Raw genomic sequence first — 25,921 nt, forward strand, 5'->3', positions numbered from 1 at the left:
TATGAAAATCACCATCATCGGCACCGGCTATGTCGGCCTCGTCACGGGCGCCTGCCTCGCGGAGATCGGTCACGACGTCTTCTGTCTCGATGTCGATCCGCGCAAGATCGACATCCTGAACAACGGCGGGATGCCGATTCACGAACCGGGGCTGCTGGACATCATCGCGCGCAACCGCACGGCGGGGCGCCTGCGTTTCTCGACCGACATCGAGGCGAGCGTCGCGCATGGCGAGATCCAGTTCATCGCCGTCGGCACGCCGCCTGACGAGGACGGCTCGGCCGACCTGCAATACGTGCTCGAGGCCGCGCGCAACATCGGCCGCCACATGACGGGCTTCAAGGTGATCGTCGACAAGTCGACGGTGCCGGTCGGCACCGCGCGGCGCGTGCACGGCGTGGTCGACGAGGCGCTTGCCGCACGCGGGCTCGCGGGCAGCGTCGCGCATCGCTTCTCGGTCGTGTCGAACCCGGAATTCCTGAAGGAAGGCGCGGCGGTCGAGGACTTCATGCGCCCGGACCGGATCATCATCGGTGTCGACGACGACGAAACCGGCACGATCGCGCGCGAGAAGATGAAGAAGCTCTACGCGCCGTTCAACCGCAACCACGAACGCACGATCTACATGGACGTGCGTTCGGCGGAATTCGCGAAGTATGCGGCGAACGCGATGCTCGCGACGCGCATCTCGTTCATGAACGAGATGTCGAATCTCGCCGACAAGGTCGGCGCCGACATCGAGGCCGTGCGCCGCGGGATCGGCTCCGATCCGCGCATCGGCTATCACTTCCTGTATGCCGGCGTCGGCTACGGCGGCTCGTGCTTCCCGAAGGACGTGCAGGCGCTGATCCGCACCGCCGGCGAGAACGGCCAGCCGCTGCGTATCCTGGAGGCTGTCGAGGCCGCCAACCATGCGCAGAAGGACGTGCTGATCGGCAAGATCGAGCAGCGCTTCGGCGCCGACCTGACGGGCCGCGAGTTCGCGGTCTGGGGCCTCGCGTTCAAGCCGAACACCGACGACATGCGCGAGGCGCCGAGCCGCCGCCTGATCGCCGCGCTGCTCGAACGCGGTGCGACCGTGCGCGCCTACGATCCGGTCGCCATCGACGAAGCGCGGCGCGTGTTCGCGCTGGATTTCGGCGACGATGCGAAGGCGCTGGCGCGGCTGCATCTCGTCGACACGCAGGACGCCGCGGTCACGGGCGCGGACGCCCTCGTGATCGTCACCGAATGGAAGGAATTCCGCAGCCCCGATTTCACGCGCCTGAAGGCCGAGCTGAAGGCGCCGGTGATCTTCGACGGGCGCAACCTGTACGAGCCGGATGCGATGGCCGAGCTGGGCATCGACTATTACGCGATTGGCCGGCCGTATGTCGATCCCCAGTCGTCCTCCCGTGGCTGAACGTACGATGAATACTCTTCGCGAAGTCGTTCCGGTGCCGCGCGAGCAACTCGCGCGCTCGCGTGTGCTCGTCGTCGGCGACGTGATGCTCGACCGTTACTGGTTCGGCAATGTCGATCGCATTTCGCCTGAAGCGCCGGTGCCGGTCGTGCACGTGCAGCGTCAGGAGGAGCGGCTCGGCGGCGCGGCCAACGTCGCGCGCAATGCCGTGACGCTCGGCGGCCAGGCCGGCCTGCTGTGCGTCGTCGGTTGCGACGAACCGGGCGAGCGGATCGTCGAGCTGCTCGGCAGCAGCGGCGTGACGCCCCATCTCGAGCGCGACCCGGCACTCCCGACCACGATCAAGCTGCGCGTGCTCGCGCGCCAGCAGCAACTGCTGCGCGTGGACTTCGAGGCGACGCCGACGCACGAGGTGCTGCTCGCGGGGCTCGCGCGCTTCGATGCGCTGCTGCCGCAGCACGACGTCGTGCTGATGTCGGATTACGCGAAAGGCGGCCTGACGCACGTCACGACGATGATCGAGAAGGCGCGCGCGGCCGGCAAGGCGGTGCTGGTCGACCCGAAGGGCGACGACTGGGCACGCTATCGCGGCGCATCGCTGATCACGCCGAATCGCGCGGAGTTGCGCGAGGTGGTCGGGCAGTGGAAATCGGAAGACGACCTGCGCGCGCGCGTCGCGAATCTGCGTGCGGAGCTCGGCATCGACGCGCTGTTGCTCACCCGTTCGGAAGAGGGCATGACGCTCTTTTCCGCGGGCGGCGAACTGCATGCACCGGCGCTCGCGCGCGAAGTGTTCGACGTGTCGGGCGCGGGCGACACCGTGATCGCGACGGTCGCGACGATGCTCGGCGCCGGTGTGCCGCTCGTCGACGCCGTGGTGCTCGCGAATCGCGCGGCAGGCATCGTGGTCGGTAAGCTCGGCACGGCCACGGTGGATTACGACGAACTGTTTCACTGAGCGCATTCGGCGGCGCGACGAGCGCGCCGCACGAGTGGCTCGCACTTTTTCAGGCAGGACGATCATGACCCTCATCGTCACCGGCGCAGCCGGTTTTATCGGCGCGAACATCGTCAAGGCGCTCAACGAGCGCGGCGAGACGCGCATCATCGCGGTCGACAACCTGACCCGCGCGGACAAGTTCCGCAATCTCGTCGACTGCGAGATCGACGACTATCTCGACAAGACCGAATTCGTCGAACGCTTCGCGCGTGGCGATTTCGGCAAGGTGCGCGCGGTATTTCATGAAGGCGCCTGTTCGGACACGATGGAAACCGACGGCCGCTACATGATGGACAACAACTTCCGCTACAGCCGCGCGGTGCTCGATACCTGCCTCGCGCAGGGCACGCAGTTCCTGTATGCGTCGTCGGCCGCGATCTACGGCGGCTCGACGCGTTTCGTCGAGGAGCGCGACGTCGAGGCGCCGCTGAACGTGTACGGCTATTCGAAGTTCCTGTTCGACCAGGTGATCCGTCGCGTGCTGCCGAGCGCGAAGAGCCAGATCGCGGGCTTCCGCTATTTCAACGTGTACGGCCCGCGCGAGACGCACAAGGGTCGCATGGCGTCGGTCGCGTTCCACAACTTCAACCAGTTCCGCGCGGAAGGCAAGGTGAAGCTGTTCGGCGAGTACAACGGTTATGCGCCGGGCGAGCAGACGCGCGATTTCGTGTCGGTCGAGGACGTGACCAAGGTGAACCTGTTCTTCTTCGATCATCCGGAGAAGTCGGGCATCTTCAACCTCGGCACGGGGCGGGCGCAGCCGTTCAACGATATCGCGTCGACGGTCGTGAACACGCTGCGTGCGCTCGACAACCAGGCGCCGCTGACGCTCGCGCAGCAGGTCGAGCAGGGGTTGATCGAATACGTGCCGTTCCCCGATGCACTGCGCGGCAAGTACCAGTGCTTCACGCAGGCCGACCAGACGAAACTGCGCGCGGCCGGCTACGACGCACCGTTCCTGACCGTGCAGGAAGGCGTCGACCGCTACGTGCGTTGGCTATCCGGCCAGGTTTAAACCGAAGCGTTGCATCGATAGACTGGGTCTCACGGTCGGCAGCCGCCGGCCGTTTTTCTTCGGAGATCCAGCACATGATCAGGAAATGGTTTGCCGCAGCGGTCATGCTCGGCGCAGTCGCGTCGGCCTGGGCGGCCGTCGACGTCAACACCGCGAACGAGGATGCGCTCGTCGGCATCAAGGGCATCGGCCCGGCGCGGGCCAAGGCGATTCTCGACGAGCGCGGCGCACGCGGTCCGTTCAGGAATGCGGACGATCTCGCCACGCGCGTGAAGGGCATGGGCGGGCATACCGTCGAGCGGCTTCAGCAGGAAGGTTTGACGATCGGTGCAGCGGCGGGTACGAGCGCTACGCCGTCGGCCGCGGCCAAACCGGTGGCAGCGAAGCCTGCCGCCGCACCGGCCCGCACCGCGCAGAAATAACGCGTCAAGCAACCGACACAAGCGCTCCTTCAGTCGCCGTCGTTGCGACGGCTTCCCGCGGCATGCCGCGGGTTTTTTGCGTGGAGCGGCGTGCGTGGCGAACCGCGAACCGCGCGGCACGCGTATTCCATCGTCGCAATGGGGTTGCCGGCGCGGGTGCCGGTGCTGGTTTACAATCGATCGATTGATCGGCCTCGCACTCACGGTATATCCATGGCTTACAAAACTATCGAAGACACGATCGGCAATACGCCGCTCGTGCAACTGGTCCGCCTGCCGGACGACGAGATTCGCGCCCGCAACAACGTGCTGCTCGCGAAGCTCGAGGGCAACAATCCGGCCGGCTCCGTGAAGGATCGCCCGGCGCTGTCGATGATCAGCAAGGCCGAGGCGCGCGGGCGCATCAAGCCGGGCGATACGCTGATCGAGGCGACGAGCGGCAACACGGGCATCGCGCTCGCGATGGCCGCGGCGATCCGCGGCTACAAGATGGTGCTGATCATGCCGGAGGATCTGTCGGTCGAGCGCCGCCAGAGCATGGCCGCTTATGGTGCCGAGATCATCCTGACGCCGGTGAAGGGCGGGATGGAGCTGGCGCGCGACCTCGCGGAGCAGATGCAGCGTGAAGGCAAGGGCGTGATCCTCGACCAGTTCGGCAACCCCGACAATCCCGTCGCGCACTACGAAGCAACGGGGCCGGAGATCTGGCGCGATACCGAAGGGCGCATCACGCACTTCGTGTCCGCCATGGGCACGACGGGCACCATCATGGGCACGTCGCGCTATCTGAAGGAACAGAATCCGGCGATCGAGATCGTCGGTGCGCAGCCGGAAGACGGCTCGCGTATTCCGGGCATCCGCAAATGGCCGGAAGCGTACATGCCGACCATCTTCGATCGCAGCCGTGTCGACCGCGTCGAGAGCGTGAGCCAGGCTGCGTCGGAAACGATGACGCGCCGGCTCGCGGCGGTCGAAGGCATTTTCGCGGGCATTTCGTCGGGCGGCGCATGCGAAGTCGCGATGCGTATCGCGCGTCAGGTCGAGAATGCGACGATCGTGTTCATCGTTTGCGATCGTGGCGACCGCTATCTGTCCACGGGTGTGTTTCCCGCCTGAGCGAGATCGGTGCGCGAGGCGCGCATCGATAAAAAAAGCGCCGCTTCTGCGGCGCTTTTTCTTTGGGCGGCCAGCGCTTACTGCGGCTGCTCGTCGGCAGCGGCGGGTGGCAGCGCGCCACTGGCTTCCATCTGCGCCTTCACGGCTTCGCCGAGCTGGTACACGGTGAGTGCGTAGAAGAAACTGCGGTTGTAGCGCGTCAACACATAGAAGTTCTTCAGGCCGAGCATATATTCGGTCGCACGCCCCGGCGTCGGCAGGTCGACGACCGTCACCGGCGTGCCGGCTTCGGTCGTGATGTTGACCGTCGGCTCGTTCAGCGTCATGCCGGCGCGCAGCAGTTGCGACAGCGCCCAGTGCGGTTCGGGCTGGCCGTCGGCGGCGGCCTGTGCGATGCCCAGACTGCCCGTGTCCGGCGTGATCTGCCAGACCACCGGTCGGTCGGTTTCCCAGCCGTGCTGCTTCAGGTAGTTCGCGACGCTGCCGATCGCATCGACAGGACTGCTGCGCAGATCGACGTGGCCCGTGCCGTCGAAGTCGACCGCATATTCGCGGATGCTGCTCGGCAGGAACTGCGGAATCCCGATCGCGCCGGTGTACGAGCCGAGCACGGTGGTCGGGTCGAGCTGGTTGTCGCGGGTCCAGACCAGGAAGTCTTCGAGGTTCTTGCGGAAGGTGGCCTGGCGGCTGTCGCGATTCGGCGTGTCCGGGTAGTCGAATGTTAGCGTCGTCAGCGCGTCCAGCACGCGGAAATTGCCCATGTAGCGGCCATAGATGGTTTCGACGCCGATGATGCCGACGATCACCTCGGGCGGCACGCCGAACTGCTCGGACGCGCGCTGCAGCGCCGCCTGGTTCGCCTTCCAGAACTTCACGCCCGCGTTGATGCGGATCGGTTCGATGAAGCGCGAGCGATAGACGCGCCAGTTCTTGACCGAGGGCGTCGGGGCCGGCCTCACGAGCTTGACGGCCGTCGCCGAGTAGCTGATGCGCGAGAACAGCGCATGCAGGCTCGCCGAATCGAAGCCGTTGCGGCTCACCATCTCGTCGATGAATGCATCGACCTTCGCGTTGCTCGCGTAACGCTGTGGAACGATTTCCTCTTCGAAGGTCTGGCCTTGCGGCGTCGGCTGCTGCGGCTGGGCCTGGGCGACGAGCGTGCCTGCAGGCTTCGCCGGCTGCGTTTGTGCGACGGCAGGCGCGGTGCCGAGGGCCGCGGCGATGGCAGCGACGACGAGCGGAGCGCGAACACGGAACAGCGCGGAAAGAAGGGCGGCGGGCTTGCTGGAATTCATGTCGAAGCGGGCGGACAGGGCGATTGTGTTCGGCGCAGTATACCCGACGCATCCGGCGCCTCGGGCCGAAGCCGGCCCCCGTTGTGGTAAGTTAGCGGCGAATTCGCGGCAGACGATGGACATCATTGACGGAGACCTGCGGCGCACCGTGCGCCGCGGACGACAGCTTATGGCAACCGCTTTCTACACGCACCCCGACTGCATGCTGCACGAGATGGGGGAATGGCATCCGGAATGCCCGGCCCGCTTGTCGGCGATCCAGGATCAACTGATTGCGAGCCGCATCGACGACCTGATCGTGCACGAAACCGCGCCATTCGCGAGCGAGGTCGCGCTGGGTCGCGTGCATACGCAGGCGCACATCGACTACATCCGGAGCATGACGCCGGTCGACGGTCACGTCGAGATCGATCCCGATACGCTGATGAATCGCGACACGTGGCGCGCGGCGCTGCGCGCGGCCGGCGCCGCGATCGCGGCGACCGACGCGGTGATCGAAGGCCGCTATGCGAATGCGTTCTGCGGCGTCCGTCCACCCGGTCACCATGCGGAACCCGCGCGCGCGATGGGCTTCTGCTTCTTCAACAACGTCGCGATCGCCGCGCGGCATGCACTCGACGTACACGGCATCGAGCGTGTCGCGATCATCGATTTCGACGTGCACCACGGCAACGGCACCGAGGCGGCGTTCGCGAACGACGAGCGCGTGCTGATGTGCAGCTTCTTCCAGCATCCGCTGTATCCGTTCTCGGGCGTCGATCATCAGGCGCCGAACATGGTCAACCTGCCGATGCCCGCGCGCAGCAACGGGATGGCGATCCGCGAAGCCGTCGACATGTTCTGGCTGCCGCGCCTCGATGCGTTCAAGCCGCAGATGCTGTTCGTGTCGGCCGGGTTCGATGCGCATCGCGAGGACGACATCGGCAATCTCGGCCTCGTCGAGGCCGACTTCGAATGGCTGACCGCCCAGATCGTCGACGTCGCGCGCCGGCATGCGCAGGGCCGCATCGTCAGCTGCCTCGAGGGCGGCTACAACCTGTCCGCGCTCGGGCGCAGCGTCGTCGCGCACCTGCGCGTGCTGGCCGGGATCTGATTCCCGCTCGACCGGCCGGGCCGGGCGCGCTCAGCGCGCCGGCACGCGCGCGTGAATCCACGCGATCAGCGCGTCGATCACGCGGTCGCGTTCGAGATCGTTCATCGTTTCATGGAAGCCGCCTTCGTACAGCGTCAGCGTACGGTCGGGCGAACCGACACGCGCGCCGAACGCGCGGCTGCCGTCGGGTTCGGTGAGCTTGTCCTCGGTGCCGTGATAGACGAGCACCGGCACGCGCAGCGCGCCGCGGCCGTTTTCGATGCGCGTCATCGCGTCGAGAATCTCCGCGCCGGTGCGTGCGGGCACCGCGCCGTGATGCACGAGCGGATCGGCGCGATTGGCCGCGACGATGGCTGGATCGCGCGACAGCAGGGCCGCATCGATCCTGATCGCGGGGAAAGTGGGCCACACACGGCTGATGATGCGGCTGAGCGCAAGCATCCAGCGCGGCACGTCGCGCCCGGGTGCCAGCGCCGGGCTCGACAGCACGAGGCCCGCCAGCGCGTGGCCGCGAGCCGGCGCGCGTTCGATCGCGTAGAGCGCGGCGACCGCGCCGCCCATGCTGTGCCCCATCAGGAAGAGCGGCGCCGCGCCGCGCGCGGCTTCGGCGACCAGCGCCTCCGCATCGTTCAGGTAGTCGCCGAAACGCTCGACCCACACGCGCTTGCCGGGCGACTGGCCATGCCCGCGCAGGTCGACCGCCAGCACGTCGATGCCGGCCGCGTTCAGCCGGCCGGCGAGCGTGGCATAGCGGCCCGCGTGCTCGGCGAGGCCGTGCACCAGCGCGATCGTCGCGCGCGGCGGCACGGTGCCGTCGCTTGCCGGCCAGCGGTACGACGCCAGTTCGAGCCCGTCCGCGGTACGCAACCGACCCATCCGCGGCGCGGGCGCCGATCCGGCGGTGGCGGGCACGGCGGCCGGTGTGGTGGTGGCGCTCATCTGGCGGGTCTCCTGTTCGTTGGTCTGCGTTTCGCGATCATAGTCGCGCCCCTCCCGCGCGGGCCCGGCAGCGCCCCTCTAATTTCGTCTGGTTATGAAAAGATCGAAATCGATTATTAAGGGGAATGAGGGGTTTGCGGTAAAATCGCCGGCTATTCCAGATGCATCGGCGGCCGACTGGCGGGCCATCTCGCCGGCCGGCCGCCGTTTTGTTTACATGATCGAATTACGCAATCTCTCGCAGCGTTTCCCCGGCCCGGGCGGCTGGGTTGAAGCGCTGCACAACGTCAACCTGACGATCCCGCAAGGCGAGGTGTTCGGCATCATCGGCCGAAGCGGCGCCGGCAAGAGCACGCTCGTGCGCACCATCAACCTGCTCACGCGGCCGACCGAAGGCAATGTCGTCGTCGGCGGGCGCGATCTGACGCTGCTGTCGGCCGGCGCGCTGCGCGAAGCGCGCCGCGAGATCGGCATGATCTTCCAGCACTTCAACCTGCTGTCGTCGCGCACGGTGTTCGACAACGTCGCGCTGCCGCTGGAACTGGCCGGCGCGAGCCGTGCCGACATCGAGGCCGCCGTGCTGCCGCTGCTCGATCTGGTCGGGCTGTCCGCGCAGAAGGATCGCTATCCGTCGCAGATCAGCGGCGGGCAGAAGCAGCGCGTCGGCATCGCCCGCGCGCTGGCGAGCCAGCCGAAGGTGCTGCTGTCGGACGAAGCGACGTCCGCGCTCGATCCCGAAACCACGCGTTCGATTCTCGACCTGCTGAAACGCATCAATCGCGAGCTCGGCCTGACGATCGTGTTGATCACGCACCAGATGGAAGTGATCAAGCAGGTCTGCGACCGCGTCGCGGTGCTCGATGCCGGGCGCGTGGTCGAGGAAGGCCGCGTGATCGACGTGTTCCTGCAGCCGCATCACGAAGTGACGCGTGCGCTGATCGGCGACGTGATCGCGCAGGAACTGCCGCCCGCGCTGAAGGCGCGCGTGGCCGAGCGGTTGAAGACGGGCCGCGGGCATCTGCTGCGGCTCGCGTTCACGGGCTCGGGGGTCGACCAGCCGATCCTGTCGGAGACGATCCGCCGGTATGAACTCGATTTCAACATCCTGCATGGCCAGATCGACGAGATCCAGGGGCAGGCATTCGGTTCGCTCGCGGTGCTCGCGGGCGGCGAGCCGGGCAAGGTCGGGCAGGCGCTCGCGTTCCTGCGCGAGCAAGGTGTGGTGGTAGAGGAGCTTTCGTATGTTGAGTGAGATGTTCGATATGTTCGTGCAGTCGTTCTGGGAGACGCTGATCATGGTCGGCATCTCCGGGGCGGTCGGCGCGCTCGTCGGCCTGCCGCTCGGCGTGCTGCTCTACCTGACCGATCGCCAGGGCGTGCTGCAGAACCTCGCGGTGAATCGCGTGCTCGGCGGCATCGTGAATGCGGTCCGTTCGACGCCGTTCATCATCCTGCTGGTCGCGGTGATCCCGTTCACGCGGCTCGTCACCGGTTCGTCGATCGGCACGGCCGCGGCGGTCGTGCCGCTGACGCTCGCGTCCGCGCCGTTCATCGCGCGTCTCGTCGAAACGGCGCTGCGCGAGGTCGACCGCGGATTGATCGAGGCCGCGCAATCGATGGGCGCGACCACGTCGCAGATCGTCTTCAAGGTGTTGTTGCCCGAATCGCTGCCGGGCATCGTCGCGGGCCTGACGATCACGTTCGTGTCGCTGGTCGGCTATTCGGCGATGGCGGGCGCGATCGGCGGCGGCGGCCTCGGCGATCTCGGTATCCGTTACGGTTACCAGCGCTATCTGCCGGAAGTGATGTGGACGGTCGTCGCGATCCTGATCGTGTTCGTGCAGATCGTGCAATCGTTCGGCGACTGGCTGGTGCGCCGGTTGAGCCACAAATAAGACCAAACCGATCCGACAGGGGAGAAACGATGCAACGACGCTTCATGCTGAAATTCGCGGCGGCGCTGGGCGCGGCCGCGCTGTTCGCGGGCGCGCATGCCCAGGCCGAAACCATCAAGGTCGGCGTGACGGGCGGCCCGCACGCGCAGATCATGGAAGTGGTGAAGAAGGTCGCGGCGAAGGACGGCCTGGAGATCCGCATCGTCGAATTCTCCGATTACGTGCAGCCGAACGCCGCGCTCGCGTCGGGCGACCTCGACGCGAACAGCTACCAGCACGATCCGTATCTGCAGGCGCAGGTGAAGGATCGCGGCTACAAGCTGATCAAGGTTGCCGATACCGTCACGTTCCCGATGGGCATCTACTCGAAGCGCGTGAAGTCGCTGGCCGAACTGAAGCCGGGCGCGCGCGTCGCGGTCCCGAACGATCCGACCAACGGCGGCCGCGCGCTGCTGTTGCTGCAGAAGCAGGGGCTGCTGAAGCTGCGCGCGGATGCGGGGCTGAAAGCGACGCCGCTCGATATCGTCGACAATCCGCGCAAGCTGAAGATCGTCGAACTCGATGCCGCGCAGATTCCGCGCTCGCTCGGCGACGTCGACGCGGCCGCGATCAATACCAATTACGCGATGGAAGCGGGGTTGAAACCGAAGCAGGACGCGATCGCGATCGAGGGCCCGAGCGGCCCGTACGCGAACATCCTCGCGATCCGTGAGGCGGACCGGAACAAGCCGTGGGTCGCCAAGCTGATTGCGGCATATCACTCGGCCGACGTGAAGCAGTTCATCGAAGGCAAGTTCGGCGGCGCGGTCATCGCCGCCTGGTAACGGGGCGGAGCACGGGACGCCCGGCGGGATTAGAGTCGATGATCGAAAACCCGGGCTTTGCGTCCGGGTTTTTTCTCTTTTAAAATAGAACGACCGTTCGCTATCATTGGCGCGTCGCCAAGAAGCGGTATCCTCGACAACCATCATGGTTGGGTCCGCCTGGCCGCGCAGTCATGAGGCCTCGCTATAAAATGGCCTCTGGTCGTATTCGTAACTTTGGAGCGTGTGCATGAAAATCCTGGTGCCAGTGAAAAGAGTGGTCGATTACAACGTGAAGGTCCGCGTGAAGTCGGACAACACGGGCGTCGACATCGCGAACGTGAAGATGTCGATGAACCCGTTCGACGAAATCGCCGTTGAAGAAGCGGTGCGCCTCAAGGAAGCAGGCGTCGCGACCGAAGTGATCGCGGTGTCGGTGGGCGTCACGCAAGCGCAGGAAACGCTGCGCACGGCGCTTGCGATCGGCGCGGATCGTGCGATCCTCGTCGAGTCGAACGACAGCGTCGAGCCGCTGGCCGTCGCGAAGATCCTGAAAGCGCTGGTCGACAAGGAACAGCCGCAGCTGGTGATCCTCGGCAAGCAGGCGATCGACGACGATTCGAACCAGACGGGCCAGATGCTGGCCGCGCTGGCAGGCCTGCCGCAAGCGACGTTCGCGTCGAAGGTGACGGTGGCCGACGGCAAGGCAACGGTGGCACGCGAAGTCGACGGCGGCGCGGAAACGCTGTCGCTGACGCTGCCGGCGGTCGTGACGACCGACCTGCGCCTGAACGAGCCGCGCTACGTGACGCTGCCGAACATCATGAAGGCGAAGAAGAAGCCGCTGGAAACCGTGAAGCCGGAAGACCTCGGTGTGGACGTCGCACCGCGTCTGAAGACGCTGAAGGTGGTCGAGCCGCCGAAGCGCGCAGCCGGCGTGAAGGTGCCGGACGTGAAGACGCTGGTCGAGAAGCTGAAGACCGAAGCCAAGGTGCTGTAAGAGGGAGCGGAAAGAAATGACGATTCTGGTGATTGCAGAACACGACAACGCGTCGATCAAGGCCGCGACGTTGAACACGGTGGCGGCGGCCGCGAAGATCGGCGGCGACATCCACGTGCTGGTCGCGGGCCACAACGCGCAAGCGGCTGCCGACGCGGCAGCGAAGATCGCAGGTGTCTCGAAGGTGCTGCTGGCCGACGCGCCGCAACTGGCCGAAGGCCTGGCGGAAAACGTCGAAGCGACCGCGCTGAACATCGCGAAGGACTACTCGCACATCCTCGCGCCGGCCACGGCTTACGGCAAGAACATCGCGCCGCGCATCGCCGCGAAGCTGGACGTCGCGCAGATCTCGGACATCACGGCAGTCGATTCGGCCGACACGTTCGAGCGCCCGATCTACGCGGGCAACGCGATCGCGACGGTGCAGTCGAGCGATCCGATCAAGGTCATCACGGTGCGTGCGACCGGTTTCGATCCGGTGGCAGCGGAAGGCGGCAGCGCATCGGTCGACAAGATCGAAGCAGCGGCAGACGCCGGCAAGTCGCAGTTCGTGAGCCGTGAAGTGACGAAGCTGGACCGTCCGGAACTGACGTCGGCGAGCATCATCGTGTCGGGCGGCCGTGGTCTGGGCAGCGGCGAAAACTACACGAAGGTGCTGGAGCCGCTGGCCGACAAGTTGTCGGCGGCGCTCGGCGCATCGCGCGCGGCAGTCGACGCCGGCTACGTGCCGAACGACTACCAGGTCGGCCAGACCGGCAAGATCGTCGCGCCGCAGCTGTACATCGCGGTCGGCATCTCGGGTGCGATCCAGCATCTGGCCGGCATGAAGGATTCGAAGGTGATCGTCGCGATCAACAAGGACCCGGAAGCGCCGATCTTCAGCGTGGCCGATTACGGCCTCGTCGGCGATCTGTTCTCGCTCGTGCCGGAGCTCGTGACCGAGCTCGGCTGATGCGGCGTGACGCTTCGGCGGTAAGCATGTAGCACGAGGGGCGCAATGAGCGCCCCTTTTTGTTGTGTCATCGCCTGAAGGGGCGCGGGCGTCGTTCGCCCGGACGATCCGCGGTCGCCCCGTGCCGTGCGGAACGCATCGTCGCGCACGTACGTCCGTTCGATAGCGTCGATTCGCCCGACGCGCGACAAGCGCCATGCACAAGTCGACCGAAGCCTCGTGCCGAGCGGGCGCTCGCACGCGCAGTCGCCGAAACGAAAAAAGCGCCCGAGGGCGCCTTTTTCGCTGATGCAACGAGCCCGCACCGCCGCGGGCCGTTCCGATTTACGCGTAGGCCGGGCGCGTCTGGCCGGGCGCGTCCTTCAGGTAACGATGCACCGACAGGTCGTCGGCCTGGATCGCCGGCTTCTTCCCGGAGATCAGGTCGGCGAGCAGTTGGCCGGAGCCGCACGACATCGTCCAGCCGAGCGTGCCGTGGCCGGTGTTCAGGAACAGGTTCGACACCGGCGTGCGGCCGACGATCGGCGTGCCGTCCGGCGTCATCGGGCGCAGGCCCGTCCAGAACGTGGCCTTCGACGTGTCGCCGCCGCCCGGGAACAGGTCGTTTACGCACATTTCGAGCGTCTCGCGGCGCGCCGCGCGCAGCGTCTTGTCGAAGCCGACGATTTCCGCCATGCCGCCGACGCGGATGCGTTGGTCGAAGCGCGTGATCGCGATCTTGTAGGTCTCGTCGAGCACGGTCGATACGGGCGCGGCCGCTGCGTCGACGATCGGCGCGGTGATCGAATAGCCCTTCAGCGGATAGACGGGGATCTTCATCAGGTTCGAGATGAAGTTCGTCGAGTACGAGCCGAGCGCGACGACGTACGCATCCGCGCGCACCGTCTCGCTGCCGCACTGCACGCCGGCGATCTTGCCGCCCGCGATCGCGAGCGCATCGATCGGCGTGTTGTAGCGGAACTTGACGCCGAGCGATTCGGCGAGCGCGGCGAGGCGCGTCGTGAACAGCTGGCAATCGCCCGTTTCGTCGCCCGGCAGGCGCAGGCCGCCCGTCAGCTTGTGCGAGACGGCGGCGAGCGCCGGTTCGGCATGCTTCAGTTCAGCCGGCGACAGCAGTTCGAACGGCACGTTCGCTTCCTGCAGCACGGCGATGTCCTTCGCCGCGCCGTCGAGCTGCTGCTGCGTGCGGAACAGTTGCAGCGTGCCGCCCGTGCGGCCTTCGTACTGGATGCCGGTATCGGCGCGCAGCGCCTGCAGGCAGTCGCGGCTGTATTCGGCGAGACGGACCATCCGGCCCTTGTTGACTGCATAGCGCTCGGCCGTGCAGTTGCGCAGCATCTGAACCATCCACTGGAGCTGGAAGCGCGTGCCGTCGAGGCGGATCGCGAGCGGCGCGTGCTTTTCGAACATCCATTTGACGGCCTTCAGCGGCACGCCGGGCGCGGCCCACGGCGCCGCATAGCCGGGCGAGATCTGGCCTGCGTTCGCGAAACTCGTCTCCAGCGCCGGGCCGGCTTCCCGGTCGATCACCGTGACTTCATGGCCGGCGCGCGCAAGGTAATACGCGCTTGCCACGCCCACTACACCGCTGCCCAGAATGACGACTCGCATAGCTGCTCCAGATCGAAGGAATCAGGTCGAGGCCGGGCGCACCTGCGGCTCCGTGTAACCTCTAGCTGATCTAGTTTTTTGCGCTATGGTATTGTCGAATGTGCAGTTTTTGTTATTGTATTTTTCTGGTTTTCAGCATAAACAAATGAGAACGCAACGTCAGCCCGTACGCTCGCTCGACAAGCTCGACCGGCGCATCCTGAAACTGCTCCAGGACGACGGCCGGATGGCGATGAAAGACCTCGCGGAACAGGTCGGCCTGACCGTCACGCCGTGCATCGAGCGCGTGAGGCGCATGGAGCGCGACGGCGTGATCACCGGCTATCACGCGCGGGTCGATCCGGGCCAGTTGGGGGCCGCGCTGCTGGTGTTCGTCGAGATCACGCTCGGCCACAAGGGCGGCAACATGTTCGAGCAATTCCGCCGGGAAGTGATGAAGATCGACGAGGTGCTCGAATGTCATCTCGTCTCCGGCGATTTCGACTATCTGATCAAGGCGCGGATCGGCGAGATGGCCGACTACCGGAAACTGCTGGGCGACATCCTGCTGCAGTTGCCCGGCGCCGTGCAGTCGAAGAGCTATGTCGTGATGGAGGAAATCAAGGAAACGTTGACGATCGCCGTCGGCGAGTGACGCGCCCGCGGCTCGTCGTCGGGCCCTTTATGCCGCCCTTGGCATGCTGCACCCAATACTGTATAAATGTACAGTATTGGGTGCAGGCGAATGGGTGGGCACATGGACGATCGGTCCGACAACGAATTTCCGATAGCGCCGCCCGTGCCCCGCAAGGGGCGCGGTGCGGTCGATAACCTGCAGGGGCGGTATGAGCTCGCGCAGCGCGAAGCCGTGGACGACGGCTGGACGCACGCGTCCGATGACGCCGATTTCCCCGCGCCGCTGCGCACGCAGGTATTCGAGGAGCGGGCGAAGAGCATCCTGACGCGTAACCAGTCGCCCGATATTCCGTTCAGCGTGTCGCTCAATCCGTATCGCGGCTGCGAGCACGGTTGTATCTACTGCTTCGCGCGGCCGACGCACAGCTACCTCGGGCTGTCGCCGGGGCTCGATTTCGAAAGCCGCATCTACGCGAAGGTGAACGCGGCCGAACTGCTCGAGCGCGAGATTTCGCGCAAGCGCTACGTGCCGGAGCCGATCGCGCTCGGCGTCAATACCGACGCGTACCAGCCGGTCGAGCGCGACCTGCGCATCACGCGCAGCGTGATCCAGGTGATGCACGATCGCGGGCTGCCGTTCGCGGCGATCACGAAGTCGTCGCTGATCGAGCGCGATCTCGACCTGCTCGCGCCGATGGCCGAACGCGGGCAGGTGATGGCGGCGGTCACGATCACGACGCTTGATGCCGAGCTCGCGCGCACGCTCGAGCCGCGCGCGGCCACCCCGGCGCGGCGGTTGCGCACGATCCGCGCGCTGCGCGATGCGGGCGTGCCGGTCGGCGTGAGCATCGCACCGGTGATCCCGTTCGTGACCGAGCCCGACATGGAGCGCGTGCTGGAGGCCTGCGCGGAAGCCGGCGCGACGCATGCGAGCTACATCATCCTGAGGTTGCCGTGGGAGGTTGCGCCGCTGTTCAAGCAGTGGCTTGCCGCGCATTTTCCCGATCGTGCGGAGCGCGTGATGAACCGCGTGCGCGACATGCGCGGCGGCAAGGATTACGACTCGGATTTCTCGAAACGGATGAAGGGGGAGGGGATCTGGGCCGACCTGTTGCGGCAGCGCTTCCGTCAGGCGGTCAAGCGGCTCGGGTTGAACGAACGCACGAACGGCATTCTCGATCTGTCGCGGTTCAGCGGTGCGCCGGCCGCTGCGGTGCCGGCGCCGCGTGTCGCGGTTCGTGCAGCCGGCGCGAAGTCGCGCGACGACATGCAGTTGAACCTGTTCTGACCGGCAGGCAACGCAGTTGCCGGCGAGCCGTATCGACCGTATTGGTCGTGCTTACTGCGAAATCTGCTTGGCTGCTTCGACCTGCGATTCGAAGTATGTCTGGAACGACAGCGCGAGCGCGGTCATCAACAGGAACGCGCCGATCAGCAAGGAGAAGATCACGACGAAGATCACGGTCCAGCCCGACTTGCTGTGCTTGCCGGTGTCCGCGTTGAATTGCGCATCCCATTTTTCGTCGGGACGCAGCCCGTAGACGAGTGCGGCGAGAAACGCCGCCAGCAGCGAGATGGCGCCGGGTACCGCGAGCCACCAGCCGAGGCCGGCGCTGCGCTGGGTGGCGGCGAGCAGCAGGAAGCCCGGGATGCCGACGATCGTGGCGAGCAAGTGGGCCCAGCCGTATACGTCGCGGAAACCGTACAGATAGAAGCGGTGTGCGCCGATCGACCCGAGCAGGAACGCGAGGGCGGCGGTGAGCGTCTTGGAGCGGAAGCGGCGGGGCGATGCGGTGCTGCTGGACATGGATGGCGGCGTGTTGTCGTTGGCATGGGCGGGGCCGGCAGGCCGGCGCGGGCGCGCGGCCCGGCACGCATTCTACGATGCCCGGTCGGGCCCGGTCACCCCTCGGCTGCGTCAAGGTGCCGCATAAGTCACGCGGTAGATCGCGCCCGCGTAATCGTCGCTGACGAGCAGCGATCCGTCCGGCAGCGGCAATACATCGGCCGGGCGTCCCCATACCGTGCCGTCGGGCCGCAGCCAGCCCGTGACGAACGGCGTCTGCTGAGCGTGGCTGCCGTTCGCCGAGACGACCACGCGCATCACGCGGTAGCCGACCTTCGTGCTGCGGTTCCACGAGCCGTGTTCGGCAATGAAGACATTATTGCGATACGACGCCGGAAACATCGGCCCGGTGTAGAAGCGCATCCCGAGCGCCGCGACGTGCGCGCCGAGTTTCAGGACGGGCGGCACGTAACGTCGGCAGACGTCGGCGCTGCCGAATTCGGGGTCGGGCGTATCGCCGCCGTGGCAGTATGGAAAGCCGAAATCGAGGCCGGCGCGCGGCGTGCGGTTCAGCTTGTCGTCTGGTACGTCGTCGCCCATCATGTCGCGCCCGTTGTCGGTGAACCACAGCTCGCCCGACTCCGGGTGCCATGCAAAGCCGACCGTATTGCGTATGCCGCGGGCGACCACTTCGCGTCCGCTGCCGTCGGCATTCATCCGCGCGATGATCGCGTAGCGATTGCGATCGGGGAGGCAGACATTGCACGGCGCGCCGGTCGGCACGTACAGCTTGCCGTCGGGGCCGAACGCGATGAATTTCCAGCCGTGATGGTGGTCGGTCGGCAGCGCGTCGGTCACGACGACGGGGGCGGGCGGTTTTGCGAGCCGGTCGTCGATATGATCGAGGCGCAGGATGCGCGAGACGGCGGATATATAGAGGGCGCCGTCGCGGTAGGCGACGCCGACGGGCAGGTCGAGCCCGAACGCGACGACATAGTGCGCATTGATCCGGCCCTCGTGCATGACGAACGCGTGGACGCGGCCGTCCCGCGAGCCGACATACAGGATGCCGCGTGGCGACCACGCCATTTCGCGCGCGGCCGGGACGGCGTCGGTCAGCACGTCTATATGGAAGCCGGGCGGTACGACGAGTTCGTTCACCGGCAGCGGCGCGGCAAACGCCGATGCGGACGCGAGGCAGGCAAGGCCGGCCAGCAGCGCTGCGACTTGGCGCTGGGCGCGGCGCATCGGGGCGGCGCGAAGGGGCGGCATGACGGTCGGGAACGTCCTGGACACGACGATTGTATGCCCGGCGGACGGGCCGTCCGCGGTTTTTTACGCGTAAGTGTTTGTTGTACCTCTGGTTTCCGGCTATAATCGCGTGTTTCAGTAGTTTCGAACCCGGTTTTCCCGAAGGACATCATATGGTTATCATCCGTCTGGCTCGTGGCGGCTCGAAGAAGCGCCCGTTCTACAACATCGTTGCTACCGATTCGCGCAACCGTCGTGACGGCCGCTTCATCGAGCGCGTCGGCTTCTACAACCCGGTCGCCACGAAGGGCGAATCGCTGCGTATCGCTCAGGATCGCCTGACGTACTGGCAAGGCGTTGGCGCGCAACTGTCGCCGACCGTCCAGCGTCTCGTGAAGGAAGCGCAAAAGGCGCAACCGGCTGCCTAACATGGCACGGTGTGCCGGTCGTGCCGGCTGTGAGGTGCATTGATGGCGGGTCACGATTCCGGTAATGCAAGGCGCGGGCGTGCGTCATTCGGCGCATTCGTCCGCAAGCCGGTCGAGCGCGACTCGGTCGCGAACGCCGGTCAGGCTGCCGAACAAGGTAGTCCCGAAGCGACGCAGGCCTGGCCCGACGATGCCGTCGAGGTCGGAGCGGTGGTCGACGCCTACGGCCTGAAGGGCTGGGTCAAGGTGGCGACGCATGCCGATGCCGGTCGCGGCGGCGACGCGCTGCTCAACGCGCGTCGCTGGTGGCTGGAGCGCGGTGCGGAGCGGCTTTCCGTCCGCATCATGCAGTCGAAGACGCACAGCGACACTGTCGTTGCGCAACCTGCGGGCGTCAGCGACCGCGATGCTGCGCTGTCCATGCGCGGTTTTCGCGTGTTCGTGCGCCGGGAAGATTTCCCGGCACTCGCCGCGGACGAATTCTATTGGGTCGACCTGATCGGTCTCGAGGTCGTCAACGAGCAATCGGTGGCGCTCGGGAAGGTGAGCGGGATGATCGACAACGGCGTGCATTCGATCATGCGTGTCGAGTATCCGGCAACCGGCAAAGACGGTCAGCCGACCACCGACGAGCGGTTGATTCCGTTCGTCGGTGTCTACGTCAAAACGGTGGATCAGGCGGCGCGTCGCATCGTCGTCGACTGGGAAGCCGATTACTGAAATGAACCAGGTTACCGAGAGCGCGGTGCAGTTCGACGTCGTCACGCTCTTTCCCGAGATGTTCCGTGCACTGACCGACTGGGGAATCACCAGCCGGGCCGTCAAGCAGGGGCGCTTCGGGTTGCGCACCTGGAACCCGCGTGATTTCACGACGGACAACTACCGCACGGTCGACGATCGTCCGTACGGCGGTGGTCCGGGCATGGTGATGCTGGCCAGGCCGCTCGAAGCTGCAATCGACGCCGCGAAAGCGGCGCAGGCGGAGCAGGGCATCGCGAGCACGCGCGTCGTGATGATGTCGCCGCAAGGCGCGCCGCTCACGCACGATCGCGCGGTGCGGATGGCGCAGGAACCCGGCGTCGTCGTGCTGTGCGGTCGCTACGAAGCGATCGACCAGCGCCTGCTCGACCGTTGCGTCGACGAGGAAATCAGCCTCGGCGATTTCGTGCTGTCGGGCGGCGAGCTGCCGGCGATGGCAATGATGGATGCAGTCGTGCGGTTGCTGCCCGGCGTGCTGAACGATTCGTTGTCGGCCGTGCAGGACAGCTTCGCCGATGGCCTGCTCGATTGTCCGCACTACACGCGCCCCGAGGAATACGACGGTGTACGCGTGCCGGACGTGCTGCTCGGCGGGCATCATGCCGAGATCGAGAAGTGGCGGCGCCAGGAAGCATTGAGGAATACGTTGCGGAAGCGGCCGGACCTGATCGTCCGGGCGCGCCGCGAAAAGTTGTTGAGCCGGGCCGACGAGGCCTGGCTCGCGAACCTCGCACGCGAAGCGAAGGACGCCTCCTGAGGCGGCTGCGCGAGCGGGAATTGGCGGTGCCGTACATGCGTGTGCGGCGCCTGATGTGAATCCATCCTCTATCGGGGCCAGGCCTGCAAGCAGGCGGGTGTCAACGCCGACACGATGGCATAAGGAGTCAGTAATGAATCTGATCGCAAAACTTGAGCAGGAAGAAATCGAGCGCGCGCTCGCCGGCAAGACCATCCCCGATTTCGCCCCGGGCGACACGGTGATCGTGAACGTGAACGTGGTTGAAGGTAACCGCAAGCGCGTTCAGGCTTACGAAGGCGTCGTGATCGCGATTCGCAATCGTGGTCTGAACTCGAACTTCATCGTCCGCAAGATCTCGTCGGGCGAAGGCGTCGAGCGTACGTTCCAGACGTACTCGCCGCTGCTGGCAAGCATCGTCGTGAAGCGTCGCGGTGATGTGCGTCGTGCGAAGCTGTACTACCTGCGCGAGCGTTCGGGCAAGTCGGCTCGTATCAAGGAAAAGCTGGTGTCGAAGGATCGCGCCGCAGCAGCTTCCCAAGAGTAAGAGCTGTAAGGAAAAAGCACCCAGCCGGGTGCTTTTTTCATTCTGGCGCGACAATATGCTCGATACGACACGAACCCGAGAGCCCCATTGAATCGCCGCCCCATCATCGATCCCGAAGTCTTGCCGGTCGAAGGCACCGGTGCCGGCCTGCCTGTCATCGATTCCCGGTTGCTGACGCCGTCCGGCCTGCGCGAACGTTTCGCGCGTACGCTCGAATGGAGCGTCGAGCCCGGCGAGGCGAGGCTGCAGGAGGGCGTCGATCCGCGTAGCGCGGCCGTTCTCGTGCCGCTCGTCGTCCGCGAGTCGGGCCTCACCGTGCTGCTGACGCAGCGCGCCGATCACCTGAACGACCACGCCGGGCAAATCAGTTTTCCCGGCGGCCGTCGCGAGCCGTTCGACCGCGATGCGACAGCCACCGCACTGCGCGAGGCGAAGGAAGAGATCGGACTGGACGCCGAACGCGTCGAGATTCTCGGTGTGCTGCCCGACTACCTGACCGGCACGGGTTTCTGCGTGACGCCGGTCGTCGGCCTCGTGCATCCGCCGTTCACCGTACAGGCCGACACCTTCGAAGTCGCCGAGATTTTCGAAGTGCCGCTCGCGTTCGTGATGAATCCCGCGAACCATCAGGTCCGCGTGTTCCGGTGGGAAGGCGGCGAGCGTCGTTTTTTTGCCATGCCCTATCCGAACGGCGAGCCGGACGGGCATTACTTCATCTGGGGCGCAACTGCCGCCATGTTTCGCAATCTGTATCGCTTCTTGGCCGCCGGCTAGGCGGGCGTGCCGGCTGGCGCGTGCGAGCTGCCGTCGGGCCACCGCACCGGCAGCCATGCGCGGCTGACGCTGTGCTATCGTTATGCAAAAAATGACATAACTCCGAAGACGGCGCCACGCATGACTTTCTTTTCGGTTCTCCTCGCTCTCATCATCGAACAGGTCCGCGCGTTGTCGCCGAGCAATCCGGTGTTCGCGCTGTTCCAGTTTCATGCGGAAACCGTCGCGCATGGCCTCGACGCCGGCAAGCAGAAACACGGGCTTCTCGCATGGCTCGCGGTCGTGCTGCCGTGGGTGCTGATCGTCGCGCTGATCTATTTCCTGCTGTACAAGGTGAGCTTCGTGCTCGCGTTCCTGTGGAACGTCGCCGTCGTGTATTTCACGCTCGGCTTCCGTCAGTTCAGCCACTACTTCACCGATATCCATCTCGCGCTCAACAACGACGACGTACCGCGCGCGCGCGAAATCCTGCACGAGTGGACGGGTATCGACACGGTCGACATGCCGGTCGGTGAAATCGTCCGCCATACGCTGATCCATGCGGTCGTCGCGTCGCATCGCCACGTCTTCGGCGTGTTCTTCTGGTACGTGCTGCCGCTCGGCCCGGCCGGCGCCGTGCTGTACCGGATTTCCGAATACCTCGCGCGCAGCTGGTCGACGCCGGGCGAGGACCGCACGGCCGCGTTCTCGACGTTCGCGCAGCGCGCGTTCTTCGTGATCGACTGGATTCCGTCCCGACTGACGGCGCTCGGTTTCGCGATCGTCGGCAATTTCGAGGATGCGATCTACGCGTGGCGCAACCATACACGCCAGTGGCCCGACCCGAACGACGGCGTACTGCTGGCCGCCGGCAGCGGGGCGCTCGGCGCGCGTCTCGCGGGGCCGCTCGCGGAACCGTCGAGCCTCGATGCGCTGGCGGTCGGTGACAGCGGTCCGTTGACGGTTGGTGACGATTGCACGCCGCGCACGCTGCAGTCGGCGGTTGGTCTCGTATGGCGAGCGGTGATTCTGTGGATGATCCTGCTGTTGATGCTGACGCTGGCCGTCTGGGTATCGTGACGCGCTAGCGCAGCGCGCGACGAAATGAAAAGGCCGGCTCGATGCCGGCCTTTTCGCTGTGCGCCAGGATAGTGCGTTCAGTCATCGAGCGGGTCGCGCACGGCGCCGCATTGCCAGCACGCGGTGAATTGCGCTTCGAGCGCTTCGCCGCATTGCCGGCAGCGCCAGGGCGCCGCGCCCGCCGACGGGCCGTGCGACGCGGCATCGAGCAGCCGGCGGGCAAGCGCGTCGTCACGTTCGTCGTCGAGCCACAGTTCGGGCGTGCATGCATCGGCGGGCAGGCCGCCGAGCGCGCCGGTCGCGTAGCAGTTGTGCAGCTCGCAACCGATGCCGGCTACCTGGAGCACGTTGGCCCAATGCTGCGCGGTCGCGAGGTCGGGTGCCTTGAAACGCATCGCGGCTCCTGTCGATGAAGGCCGGCCCGCGTGGCGCCGGCCGTCGCACACGTCGCGCGGTCAGCGGACGATCTGGCTCGCCTCGTGCACGAGCTGCGCGTACAGCGCGTGCCGCGACGGCGCGATGCGGCCGTCGGCGACGGCTTCGAGGATCGCGCAGCCGGGCTCGTGCAGATGATGACAATTATAGAAACGGCAGTCCGCGAGCAGCGGCCGGAATTCCGGAAACGCGCGTTCGAGGCGGCCTTCCGTCAAGTGGTAGAGGCCGAATTCCTGGAAGCCCGGCGAATCGATCAGTGCACCGCCGCCTTCCAGCGGGTACAGGCGCGTGAACGTCGTCGTGTGACGGCCGCTGTTGAGCGCGGCCGAAATCTCGCGGGTTGCGGCTTCGGCGTCGGGCACGAGCAGGTTCACGAGCGTCGATTTGCCCATCCCGGACTGGCCGAGCAGGATCGTCGAATGGCCGGCCAGGTGCGGCATCAACTGCGCGCGTGCATCGTCCGGCGCACCTTTCACCGACAGCTCGAGCACGTCGTAGCCGAGCGCGCGGTACGGCGCAAGACGCTCTCGCGCGACCGGCAGCGCGGCCTCGACGTCGATCTTGTTCAGCACGACGAGCGGCTTCAGCTCGTTCGCTTCGGCGGCGATCAGCGCACGGCCGAGCAGATCCTCGCTGAAATAGGGCTCGGTCGCGAGCACGATCAGCAACTGGTCGAGGTTCGCCGCGAACAGCTTCGACTTGAACTGGTCGGAGCGGTACAGCAGGTTGCGCCGTTCGCCGATCTCCACGATCACGCCCTGGTCGGCCGACGCGAGTTCGTATGCGACGCGGTCGCCGACCGCGATGTCGCTCTTCTTGCCGCGCGGGAAGCATTGCAGCATCGGGCCGCCGTCGTCGGGGGCGACGATGTAGTGGCGGCCGTGCGCCGCGATCACGCGGCCTTCGGCCCGTTGCGCGCCCGATGCGCGCGGGGCCGGCTTGCGGGAAGTCGGCCGGCTCATGCGTGCTGCAGCAGGCGGTCGATCCGCTGCGAGGCGGGCGGATGCGAGTAGTAGAAAGCCGTGTAGACGGGGTCGGGCGTCAGCGTCGACGCGTTGTCCTCGTAGAGTTTCACGAGCGCGCTGACGAGATCCTGCGCGTCGGTCTGGCTGGCCGCGAACGCGTCGGCCTCGAATTCGTGCTTGCGCGACGTGAGGCTGCTGAACGGCGTCGCGAAGAACAGGAATACCGGAATCGCGAGGAAGAACAGGATGAGCGCCGCGCCCGCGTTGCTGGTGTCGAGCGACGGCGTGACGCCGAGCCCCGTGTAGAACCACGTGCGTTGCGCGAGCCAGCCGAGCAGCGCGAGCAGCACGAGGCTCAGCACGAACGACACGAGCATCCGCTTCATCACGTGGCGGCGCTTGAAGTGGCCGAGTTCGTGCGCGAGTACGGCTTCGATTTCCTGGCCGGACAGGCGCGCGAGCAGCGTGTCGAAGAACACGATCCGCTTCGAGGCGCCGAAGCCCGTGAAATACGCGTTGCCGTGCGCGGAGCGGCGGCTGCCGTCCATTACGAACAGCCCCTTCGCCGCGAAACCGCAGCGCTTCATCAGCGACTCGATGCGCGCGCGCAGCGCGTCGTCCTTCAGCGGCTCGAACTTGTTGAAAAGCGGCGCGATGAAGGTCGGGTAGATCAGCAGCACGAGCATCTGGAACGCGACCCACACGATCCAGGTCCACAGCCACCACAGGCTGCCGGCCTGGTTCATCAGCCACAGCACGACGAACAGCAGCGGCAGGCCGAGCACGGCGCCGAGCAGCGAATTCTTCAGCATGTCGGTGAAGAACAGCCGCTTCGTCATCCGGTTGAAGCCGAAACGCTGCTCGATGCCGAACTGGCGGTAATACTCGAACGGCACGTCGATCACGCCCGTGATCACGAGCACCGCGGCGACCAGCGCGACCTGCTGCCCGTAGCCGCGGCCAAGCCAGCCGGTCAGCAGTGTGTCGAGCGCGCCGACGCCGCCGAGCAGCGTGAGGCCGACCAGCACGGCCGCGCTGACGACGATCTCGAGCATCGTCAGCCGGGTGCGCTCGACCGTGTAGTCGGCCGCGCGCTGGTGGGCGGTCAGCGGGATGGTGGCGCTGAATTGCGCGGGCACGCCGTTGCGGTGCGCGGCGACGAAGCGGATCTGCCGCGACGCGAGCCACAGCTTGGTGACGACCATCGCGAGTACGGCGATCGCGAACAGCAGGGTGAACGAAAAGGGTGACATCGAAGGCGCCAAAGGGTTCTATGCGAGAATTATATGTTCTTGCGGACCGGCCCCGCTGATGCGATGCCGGCCGCCCGGGCGGCGCTGCATCGGCGAGGCCCGGTCCGCCATTTGCCAGGATGAATCATGACCGATACCGCCGCTTCCGCCAGCCAGCCCGCGCTCGTGCGCAACGAGTTGAACCTCGTCTGGCTCGACATGGAGATGACGGGCCTCGACCCGGATAACGACCGCATCATCGAGATCGCGGTCGTCGTGACCAATTCCACGCTCGACATCGCCGTCGAGGGCCCGGTGTTCGCGATCCACCAGAGCGACGAGACGCTCGCGAAGATGGACGACTGGAACAAGTCGACGCACGGCCGCTCGGGCCTGATCGACCGCGTGCGCGCATCGACCGTGACCGAGGCGGAAGCCGCCGCGCAGTTGCAGGCGTTCCTCGCGCAGTACGTGTCGCCCGGCAAGTCGCCGATGTGCGGCAACTCGATTTGCCAGGACCGCCGCTTCATGGCGCGCTGGATGCCGGAATTCGAGCGATTCTTCCACTACCGTAACCTCGACGTCAGCACGCTCAAGGAGCTGTGCCGCCGCTGGCAGCCGGCCATCTACAAGGGTTTCCAGAAGCGGGCGATGCACACGGCGCTCGCGGACATCCACGAGTCGATCGACGAGCTGAAGTACTACCGCGAGCATTTCCTGATTCCGGCCGCGTCGGTGTCGGCAGGCGAGTCCGCGCCGGCCGCCTGAGCGGGCCGGCACGCGCGCCGCGC

Annotated in this window: 28 protein-coding genes; 20 read left to right on the forward strand and 8 right to left on the reverse strand. The window is 66.1% G+C overall.

What is annotated here, in order from left to right; all coding sequences use genetic code 11:
- The first annotated feature begins 1 nt into the window (after window position 1).
- The 5 genes from JMF86_RS04870 to cysM all read left to right on the forward strand — a co-directional run bounded on the left by JMF86_RS04870 (window position 2) and on the right by cysM (window position 4,955).
- Complete coding sequence (locus tag JMF86_RS04870; RefSeq protein WP_011544889.1) at window positions 2-1,402, forward strand: UDP-glucose/GDP-mannose dehydrogenase family protein; 1,401 nt, start codon at window positions 2-4, stop codon at window positions 1,400-1,402.
- Window positions 1,403-1,409: 7 nt separating this feature from the next.
- Window positions 1,410-2,360 carry a D-glycero-beta-D-manno-heptose-7-phosphate kinase gene (gene rfaE1, locus JMF86_RS04875; RefSeq protein ID WP_011694215.1) on the forward strand — a complete coding sequence of 317 codons (951 nt, stop codon included), beginning with the start codon at window positions 1,410-1,412 and terminating at the stop codon, window positions 2,358-2,360.
- 64 nt (window positions 2,361-2,424) lie between these two features.
- Complete coding sequence (gene rfaD, locus JMF86_RS04880; RefSeq protein ID WP_006476566.1) at window positions 2,425-3,417, forward strand: ADP-glyceromanno-heptose 6-epimerase; 993 nt, start codon at window positions 2,425-2,427, stop codon at window positions 3,415-3,417.
- Window positions 3,418-3,491: 74 nt separating this feature from the next.
- Window positions 3,492-3,839, forward strand: coding sequence for a helix-hairpin-helix domain-containing protein (locus JMF86_RS04885; RefSeq protein WP_006476565.1), 348 nt, complete (start codon window positions 3,492-3,494; stop codon window positions 3,837-3,839).
- A gap of 213 nt (window positions 3,840-4,052) precedes the next feature.
- Complete coding sequence (gene cysM, locus JMF86_RS04890) at window positions 4,053-4,955, forward strand: cysteine synthase CysM (protein WP_006476564.1); 903 nt, start codon at window positions 4,053-4,055, stop codon at window positions 4,953-4,955.
- 77 nt (window positions 4,956-5,032) lie between these two features.
- Here the strand turns inward: cysM and mltB are convergent, their stop codons facing one another.
- Complete coding sequence (mltB, locus tag JMF86_RS04895; protein ID WP_074800775.1) at window positions 5,033-6,376, reverse strand: lytic murein transglycosylase B; 1,344 nt, start codon at window positions 6,374-6,376, stop codon at window positions 5,033-5,035.
- 43 nt (window positions 6,377-6,419) lie between these two features.
- Between mltB and JMF86_RS04900 the strand changes: the two genes are divergently transcribed.
- Entirely contained in the window at window positions 6,420-7,343 is a 924-nt protein-coding gene (locus tag JMF86_RS04900) for a histone deacetylase family protein (RefSeq protein WP_011544892.1), read from the forward strand.
- Window positions 7,344-7,373: 30 nt separating this feature from the next.
- Here JMF86_RS04900 and JMF86_RS04905 read toward each other — a convergent pair whose 3' ends face one another.
- Window positions 7,374-8,282 carry an alpha/beta hydrolase gene (locus tag JMF86_RS04905; protein WP_011544893.1) on the reverse strand — a complete coding sequence of 303 codons (909 nt, stop codon included), beginning with the start codon at window positions 8,280-8,282 and terminating at the stop codon, window positions 7,374-7,376.
- Between the two features lie 217 nt (window positions 8,283-8,499).
- Here JMF86_RS04905 and JMF86_RS04910 point away from each other — a divergent pair, with 217 nt between their 5' ends.
- From JMF86_RS04910 to JMF86_RS04930, 5 genes are all read left to right on the forward strand, one after another.
- Entirely contained in the window at window positions 8,500-9,534 is a 1,035-nt protein-coding gene (locus JMF86_RS04910) for a methionine ABC transporter ATP-binding protein (RefSeq protein WP_006476560.1), read from the forward strand.
- The gene (locus tag JMF86_RS04915; protein ID WP_006476559.1) at window positions 9,524-10,177 is read left to right on the forward strand and encodes a methionine ABC transporter permease; all 654 of its coding nucleotides are present in this window, start codon (window positions 9,524-9,526) and stop codon (window positions 10,175-10,177) included. The genes JMF86_RS04910 and JMF86_RS04915 overlap by 11 nt, the downstream gene beginning before the upstream one ends.
- Window positions 10,178-10,206: 29 nt before the next feature.
- Window positions 10,207-11,001, forward strand: a complete 795-nt coding sequence (locus tag JMF86_RS04920) for a MetQ/NlpA family ABC transporter substrate-binding protein (RefSeq protein ID WP_011544895.1) — start codon at window positions 10,207-10,209, stop codon at window positions 10,999-11,001.
- A gap of 229 nt (window positions 11,002-11,230) precedes the next feature.
- Window positions 11,231-11,980 carry an electron transfer flavoprotein subunit beta/FixA family protein gene (locus JMF86_RS04925; RefSeq protein ID WP_006496532.1) on the forward strand — a complete coding sequence of 250 codons (750 nt, stop codon included), beginning with the start codon at window positions 11,231-11,233 and terminating at the stop codon, window positions 11,978-11,980.
- 16 nt (window positions 11,981-11,996) lie between these two features.
- Window positions 11,997-12,932, forward strand: coding sequence for an electron transfer flavoprotein subunit alpha/FixB family protein (locus JMF86_RS04930; RefSeq protein WP_011544897.1), 936 nt, complete (start codon window positions 11,997-11,999; stop codon window positions 12,930-12,932).
- A 324-nt stretch (window positions 12,933-13,256) separates the two neighbouring features.
- Here JMF86_RS04930 and JMF86_RS04935 read toward each other — a convergent pair whose 3' ends face one another.
- Window positions 13,257-14,543: a D-amino acid dehydrogenase gene (locus JMF86_RS04935; protein ID WP_011544898.1), complete on the reverse strand. Its 1,287-nt coding sequence runs from the start codon at window positions 14,541-14,543 to the stop codon at window positions 13,257-13,259.
- 145 nt (window positions 14,544-14,688) lie between these two features.
- On the opposite strand from JMF86_RS04935, the gene JMF86_RS04940 reads away from it, so the two are divergent.
- Entirely contained in the window at window positions 14,689-15,177 is a 489-nt protein-coding gene (locus JMF86_RS04940; RefSeq protein ID WP_012492860.1) for an Lrp/AsnC ligand binding domain-containing protein, read from the forward strand.
- A 90-nt stretch (window positions 15,178-15,267) separates the two neighbouring features.
- Complete coding sequence (locus JMF86_RS04945; RefSeq protein WP_011544899.1) at window positions 15,268-16,446, forward strand: PA0069 family radical SAM protein; 1,179 nt, start codon at window positions 15,268-15,270, stop codon at window positions 16,444-16,446.
- Window positions 16,447-16,497: 51 nt separating this feature from the next.
- On the opposite strand, the gene JMF86_RS04950 is transcribed toward JMF86_RS04945, so the two are convergent.
- Complete coding sequence (locus JMF86_RS04950) at window positions 16,498-16,965, reverse strand: NINE protein (protein ID WP_006476552.1); 468 nt, start codon at window positions 16,963-16,965, stop codon at window positions 16,498-16,500.
- 111 nt (window positions 16,966-17,076) lie between these two features.
- Window positions 17,077-18,216: a sorbosone dehydrogenase family protein gene (locus JMF86_RS04955; protein ID WP_011544900.1), complete on the reverse strand. Its 1,140-nt coding sequence runs from the start codon at window positions 18,214-18,216 to the stop codon at window positions 17,077-17,079.
- 152 nt (window positions 18,217-18,368) lie between these two features.
- Here JMF86_RS04955 and rpsP point away from each other — a divergent pair, with 152 nt between their 5' ends.
- The 6 genes from rpsP (at window position 18,369) to JMF86_RS04985 (ending at window position 22,498) form a co-directional block, all read left to right on the forward strand.
- The gene (rpsP, locus tag JMF86_RS04960) at window positions 18,369-18,623 is read left to right on the forward strand and encodes a 30S ribosomal protein S16 (protein ID WP_006476550.1); all 255 of its coding nucleotides are present in this window, start codon (window positions 18,369-18,371) and stop codon (window positions 18,621-18,623) included.
- 42 nt (window positions 18,624-18,665) lie between these two features.
- Window positions 18,666-19,343, forward strand: coding sequence for a ribosome maturation factor RimM (gene rimM / locus JMF86_RS04965; RefSeq protein ID WP_011694218.1), 678 nt, complete (start codon window positions 18,666-18,668; stop codon window positions 19,341-19,343).
- A 1-nt stretch (window position 19,344) separates the two neighbouring features.
- Entirely contained in the window at window positions 19,345-20,139 is a 795-nt protein-coding gene (gene trmD / locus JMF86_RS04970; protein WP_006476548.1) for a tRNA (guanosine(37)-N1)-methyltransferase TrmD, read from the forward strand.
- Window positions 20,140-20,272: 133 nt separating this feature from the next.
- On the forward strand, window positions 20,273-20,665 hold the full coding sequence (gene rplS, locus JMF86_RS04975) for a 50S ribosomal protein L19 (protein ID WP_006486838.1): 393 nt from the start codon (window positions 20,273-20,275) through the stop codon (window positions 20,663-20,665).
- Between the two features lie 87 nt (window positions 20,666-20,752).
- Window positions 20,753-21,439 carry a CoA pyrophosphatase gene (locus tag JMF86_RS04980; RefSeq protein ID WP_011544902.1) on the forward strand — a complete coding sequence of 229 codons (687 nt, stop codon included), beginning with the start codon at window positions 20,753-20,755 and terminating at the stop codon, window positions 21,437-21,439.
- Between the two features lie 120 nt (window positions 21,440-21,559).
- Window positions 21,560-22,498: a CobD/CbiB family protein gene (locus tag JMF86_RS04985; protein WP_006476545.1), complete on the forward strand. Its 939-nt coding sequence runs from the start codon at window positions 21,560-21,562 to the stop codon at window positions 22,496-22,498.
- 77 nt (window positions 22,499-22,575) lie between these two features.
- Here JMF86_RS04985 and JMF86_RS04990 read toward each other — a convergent pair whose 3' ends face one another.
- The 3 genes from JMF86_RS04990 to JMF86_RS05000 are packed head-to-tail and all read right to left on the reverse strand — an operon-like array spanning window position 22,576 to window position 25,151.
- Window positions 22,576-22,893 (reverse strand): putative signal transducing protein, encoded by a 318-nt coding sequence (locus JMF86_RS04990; RefSeq protein WP_011351362.1) that lies wholly within the window; start codon window positions 22,891-22,893, stop codon window positions 22,576-22,578.
- A 60-nt stretch (window positions 22,894-22,953) separates the two neighbouring features.
- Window positions 22,954-23,895, reverse strand: a complete 942-nt coding sequence (gene rsgA, locus JMF86_RS04995; protein WP_011544903.1) for a ribosome small subunit-dependent GTPase A — start codon at window positions 23,893-23,895, stop codon at window positions 22,954-22,956.
- On the reverse strand, window positions 23,892-25,151 hold the full coding sequence (locus JMF86_RS05000) for a M48 family metallopeptidase (RefSeq protein WP_011544904.1): 1,260 nt from the start codon (window positions 25,149-25,151) through the stop codon (window positions 23,892-23,894). The genes rsgA and JMF86_RS05000 overlap by 4 nt, the downstream gene beginning before the upstream one ends.
- A 126-nt stretch (window positions 25,152-25,277) precedes the next feature.
- Here JMF86_RS05000 and orn point away from each other — a divergent pair, with 126 nt between their 5' ends.
- The gene (gene orn, locus JMF86_RS05005; RefSeq protein WP_006476541.1) at window positions 25,278-25,898 is read left to right on the forward strand and encodes an oligoribonuclease; all 621 of its coding nucleotides are present in this window, start codon (window positions 25,278-25,280) and stop codon (window positions 25,896-25,898) included.
- The last annotated feature ends 23 nt before the right edge of the window (window positions 25,899-25,921 follow it).

This window comes from Burkholderia sp. E168m15 (genome assembly GCF_016586105.1).
In the GTDB taxonomy this organism is placed as follows: Bacteria; Pseudomonadota; Gammaproteobacteria; order Burkholderiales; family Burkholderiaceae; genus Burkholderia; species Burkholderia orbicola.